The sequence below is a fragment of the Paracraurococcus lichenis genome, from assembly GCF_030657435.1.
GTDB lineage: Bacteria > Pseudomonadota > Alphaproteobacteria > Acetobacterales > Acetobacteraceae > Paracraurococcus > Paracraurococcus lichenis.
In genome coordinates, this window is the sequence record NZ_JAUTWS010000202.1 from 1 (window position 1) to 4,008 (window position 4,008).

Below are 4,008 nucleotides of genomic sequence, written 5' to 3' on the forward strand. Positions count from 1 at the left end.
CCTCGTGATCCGGTGAATACCGCTCGCGGTAGATGAAGGGGACGATGGTGCGGGTGATCAGTGTCCAGTCGTCCGTCAGGCGAAAGGGCACCACCGGTTGAAAATTAAGCGTGTAACCGAAGCCGTTGTCGCGCGACCCGGCTCCAAAGTCGAAGTTGCTCTGGAAAGGGACGCTGATCAGGTTGGCAATCGGGTTCTGAAGCTGTTGCGCGAGCTCCGCATCGCTGCCCGCCGGATGCGTCGTCTGGGCTACCGCCAGGAGCGCAACTCCGGGGCAGGACATGCAGGAGCAAAGCGAGATCGCGGTGAAGGCATGACGCTGCACGCTGTGTCTGACACGGCTGCCATAAGACCGTGCCAACGCCAGACTGACCGATCTCGGCCACCGGCTAAGAAGCGGGCGGATCTTTTCCCAAGTGAGTGGGTTCGCCCTGCGAGGCACCGCCATCTCCCGCTGCAGGCGGCTCTGGCACCGATGTTATCCGGCAACTCAGGGCATCCGCCGTCGGGCAAGACGTTATCCTGCGTGTCGCGCCACCGCCCATTAGGGAAAACCCTGGGATTCGGCGGGGAAGACCCTGAGAAGGGGCAGGAAAACTACCTAGGCTCTCCCAACCGGATGCCAGCTCGACGGCAGCGTCGCAGGCTCGAGCCGCTGGCCTGGCAGTCCTCAGGGAAAACCCTGACCGTGGCGCCGCATCCAGGCCAGCGCCTAAGGGTTTTCACCGGCCAAAAGCAGGGTTTTCCCTAGTACCCCCCGCATCGCTCTCAGCGGTAGTGTTGCAGCCGATCCGGATGTGCCCTCGGGCATGCGGGCGAAACCCAGCGGACAACGGAGCCGGGCATGGTCCGAATCCTCCTCGCCGACGACCACGACGTCGTGCGGCATGGCCTCAAGCACCTGCTCGAGAGTGAGAGCGGGTGGGAGGTCTGCGGCGAGGCGCATGACGGTCGGGAGGCCGTCGCCTTGGCCGAGCAGCTCAAACCCGACATCGCTGTGTTGGACATTACGATGCCGGTGTTGAATGGTCTCGAGGTGACCCGCAGAATTCGCGCGACCTGTCCGGAGACTGAGGTGCTGGTCTTCACCATGCATGAGTCTGAAGAGCTCATGCGCGAGGTCTTTGCTGCCGGAGCACGGGGGTACCTCATCAAGTCCGATGCCGCTCGCTACATCGTCGCGGCGGTGGATGCTCTCACCCGACACCAGCCCTTCATCAGCTCGCAGGTTACCGGTGCTGTCCTGGGAGCTTTCTTGCGAGAGGGGGAGGCCAAGCAGGCCGATGCGGGCGACGCCAGCCTCACACCGCGCGAGCGCGAGGTGCTGCAGTTGCTCGCGGAGGGCCATCGTAACAAGGAGATCGCGCGGCGGCTCAGCCTCTCCGTAAAGACGATCGAGGCGCACCGGGCGGTCATCCTGGAGAAGATCGGCGCCGAGACACTCGCCGATCTGGTGCGCTATGCGGTTCGGAACCATATCATTTCGGGCTAAACGCCGCCTAGGTAGTTTCCCCGCCCGATCTCAGGGTTTTCCCTAATAGGCTGGCGAGCCGCGCTGCTTCTAGCCTTCACGCCATGGCTGACCACTGCCGACGCACGGTCACCGTCATGGGGAGGACGAAGGATGAGGTCTAACCTGGCGCCTGCCGCCGCATTCACCATTCTCCTGCTTGCCGCAACACCCCTCGGCCAGGGCCTCGCCCAGACGGGCCAACGACCCGAGGGCGCGGTGATCGATGAGGTCACCGAGGTTCGGGCGACCGTCGAGTCCGTGGATCTGACCACCCGCGAGGTTTTGCTGCGCGGTCCCGAGGGCGGCCTGATGACCGTGCGGGTGCGGCCGGATGTGAGGCGTCTGAACGAGTTGAAGCCTGGGGACCAGATCGTGGCCCGCTACGCCGACGCAGTTGCGGTCCGGATGGCACGACCGGAGGAGGCGAGCATGCCTCCGTCCGTCCAGGCGGGTTCCGCCACCGCGGGGGCCGACCGGCCGCCAGGTGCCGTAGTCGGCGGCCAGACAAGCGCGATCGTCACGATCCAGGAAGTCGACCCTGTGCGGAGTGCGGTGACCTTCATCGGTCCCGCCGGCGTGCCGCGCCGCGTTGTAGTCCAGGATCCCGCCATGCGGGACTTCGCCAGTGGGCTGAAGCCCGGTGACCGGGTCAACGTGACCTACAGCGAGGCGGTCGCTGTTTCCGTCGAGCCAATGCAGCGGTGATCGCCCGTCCGGCGATGCACGTTCAGCGGCAAACAAGTGGAGTTTGTGCGCGAGACCTCGATTAGGAGAGCACGCATTATGCGGTACGCTTTGACCCTCGCCGGAGCGGCATTGCTTGTGCTGACTGCCCCGCCCAGCAAGGCGCAGATCGCGGAACAGACCTTCCGCGGCGGACGCACCAGCGACCTCGCTGCCCTCTGCGGCGCCACGGAACAGGACGGGCTCGGACAAGCGGCGTTGGGCTACTGTCAGGGCTTTGTAATTGCAGCCGGCCAGTACCACCGCGCCCTGAGCATCGAGGGCGGCGCTCAGCGGCCGAATTTCTGCCTGCCAAACCCGTCGCCGACCTTCGACCAGGCGCGCTTGGCTTTCGTCTCGTGGGCCCGAGCCAACCCGCAATTTGGCGCCGAGCCGGCGATTGACGGCCTCATGCGCTTCGCCGCCGCGACATACCCCTGCCCGGGCGCGCCCGCGTCCTGGCCGCGCCGCTGATCGAGGAGAAGAGACCGATGCGCTTGCGCTATGTCCTCTCAGCCAGCCTGGTTGCTGCAGTTTCCCTCGGTGGGTGCGCCGATCTGACCCCAACGCAGCAACGTACCCTGACCGGGACGGCGGCCGGCACGGCCGGTGGTGCCCTCATTGGCGCGATGGCCGGCGATGCCGGGCTGGGCGCGCTCATCGGGGCCGGTGTCGGTGCTGGCGGCGGGTATCTCTACGGGGCCAGCAAGGACAATCAGGAGCGCGCCTACCGGCAAGGTTATATGCAGGGGCGCGCCGCACAGCGCGGGATCTGAGGAACAGGCATGTCCTGCCGGATCGCACGATGCGGCCCTAACCCGCCGCCGAGGCCAATCAACAACGCGTCCCGCAAAGAGGAGCAGCGCGATGAGCCGGCCGCACCTTCCGCTCTGGACCGCGGCGCTCTCCCTCCTGGTGATCGCGGCCGGTTCGCCTCCAGCACCGGCGACCTCGGCTGCCGCCGCCGCGGCAGCCACGGTGTCCACAGTAAAATCGCCCCCGCTCAGGGCCGATGAGCTGGACAGACTGCTCGCTCCTTATGCCGGCGCACCACAGGACAGCCTGGGCGTGGTGCTCGATGCCTGTCGTTACCCGGCCGATCTCGTCGAAGCGTCCGGCTGGTCGCAGCAGGCTGAGGCGACACGCGGCCCAGCAAAGCAAACCTGGCCTCCGACGGTGCGTCTGTTGGCGGAACGCGCACCACGCACGCTCGAGTACCTGACCCGCGATCTGGCGGCTACCTCGGCCCTCGGCTCCGCCTATCAGAACCAACCGAATGATGTCTGGCTCGCCTACGGGCGGGTGACCGAGCGGCAGCTGGAGGCAAGCGATGAGCCGGCAGGCGAGGCAAAGGCATCGTCCGGCGGTTCACGGCCCGCTCCGCAACCTCGGCCGCAAGCTGCACAGCCTTCGGCACCTGCCGCGCCCTCGTCGCCAGCGGCCCCGCCGGCCCCGCCACCAACCACCGCTGTAGGACGTCCAGAAGCCCCGCCACCGGCCCAGCAGACGGTCGTGGTGCAGTCCCAGGCCGAGCAGGGGCCGAGCACGGCCGGTGCGGCCCTTGCCGGCGGCGTCGTTGGTCTAGGCGCCGGTCTTCTAATCTCCGAGTTGGTACATGACGATGATGGCTGGGGGCACGGCATCCCCGGTCCGTATGCCGTGCCGCCGCCATACCTGCCCTATGGCGGAGCGACTGCCGGAGCGCTGCAGGCCAACCGCGTCAATGCCCTGTCCAACCTGCAGAACAACCGAGCCGCTGTTGCGCGCGAACT

The 4,008-nt window shown here is 66.8% G+C and carries 6 protein-coding genes; 5 read left to right on the forward strand and 1 reads right to left on the reverse strand.

The genetic code is table 11. From position 1 onward, the window contains the following. On the reverse strand, positions 1–325 hold a 325-nt coding region (locus tag Q7A36_RS38650), incomplete at its 3' end, for a hypothetical protein (protein WP_456306848.1). Between the two features lie 519 nt (positions 326–844). On the opposite strand from Q7A36_RS38650, the gene Q7A36_RS38655 reads away from it, so the two are divergent. The 5 genes from Q7A36_RS38655 to Q7A36_RS38675 all read left to right on the forward strand — a co-directional run. After that, positions 845–1,492 carry a response regulator gene (locus Q7A36_RS38655; protein WP_305109111.1) on the forward strand — a complete coding sequence of 216 codons (648 nt, stop codon included), beginning with the start codon at positions 845–847 and terminating at the stop codon, positions 1,490–1,492. 132 nt (positions 1,493–1,624) lie between these two features. Continuing rightward, complete coding sequence (locus Q7A36_RS38660) at positions 1,625–2,218, forward strand: hypothetical protein (RefSeq protein ID WP_305109112.1); 594 nt, start codon at positions 1,625–1,627, stop codon at positions 2,216–2,218. A 45-nt stretch (positions 2,219–2,263) separates the two neighbouring features. Continuing rightward, complete coding sequence (locus tag Q7A36_RS38665) at positions 2,264–2,710, forward strand: Rap1a/Tai family immunity protein (RefSeq protein WP_305109113.1); 447 nt, start codon at positions 2,264–2,266, stop codon at positions 2,708–2,710. Positions 2,711–2,727: 17 nt separating this feature from the next. Further along, positions 2,728–3,012, forward strand: coding sequence for a glycine zipper domain-containing protein (locus Q7A36_RS38670; protein WP_305109114.1), 285 nt, complete (start codon positions 2,728–2,730; stop codon positions 3,010–3,012). A gap of 91 nt (positions 3,013–3,103) precedes the next feature. Continuing rightward, positions 3,104–4,008, forward strand: a 905-nt coding sequence (locus Q7A36_RS38675; protein ID WP_305109115.1) for a DUF3300 domain-containing protein, incomplete at its 3' end; no start/stop codon positions are given.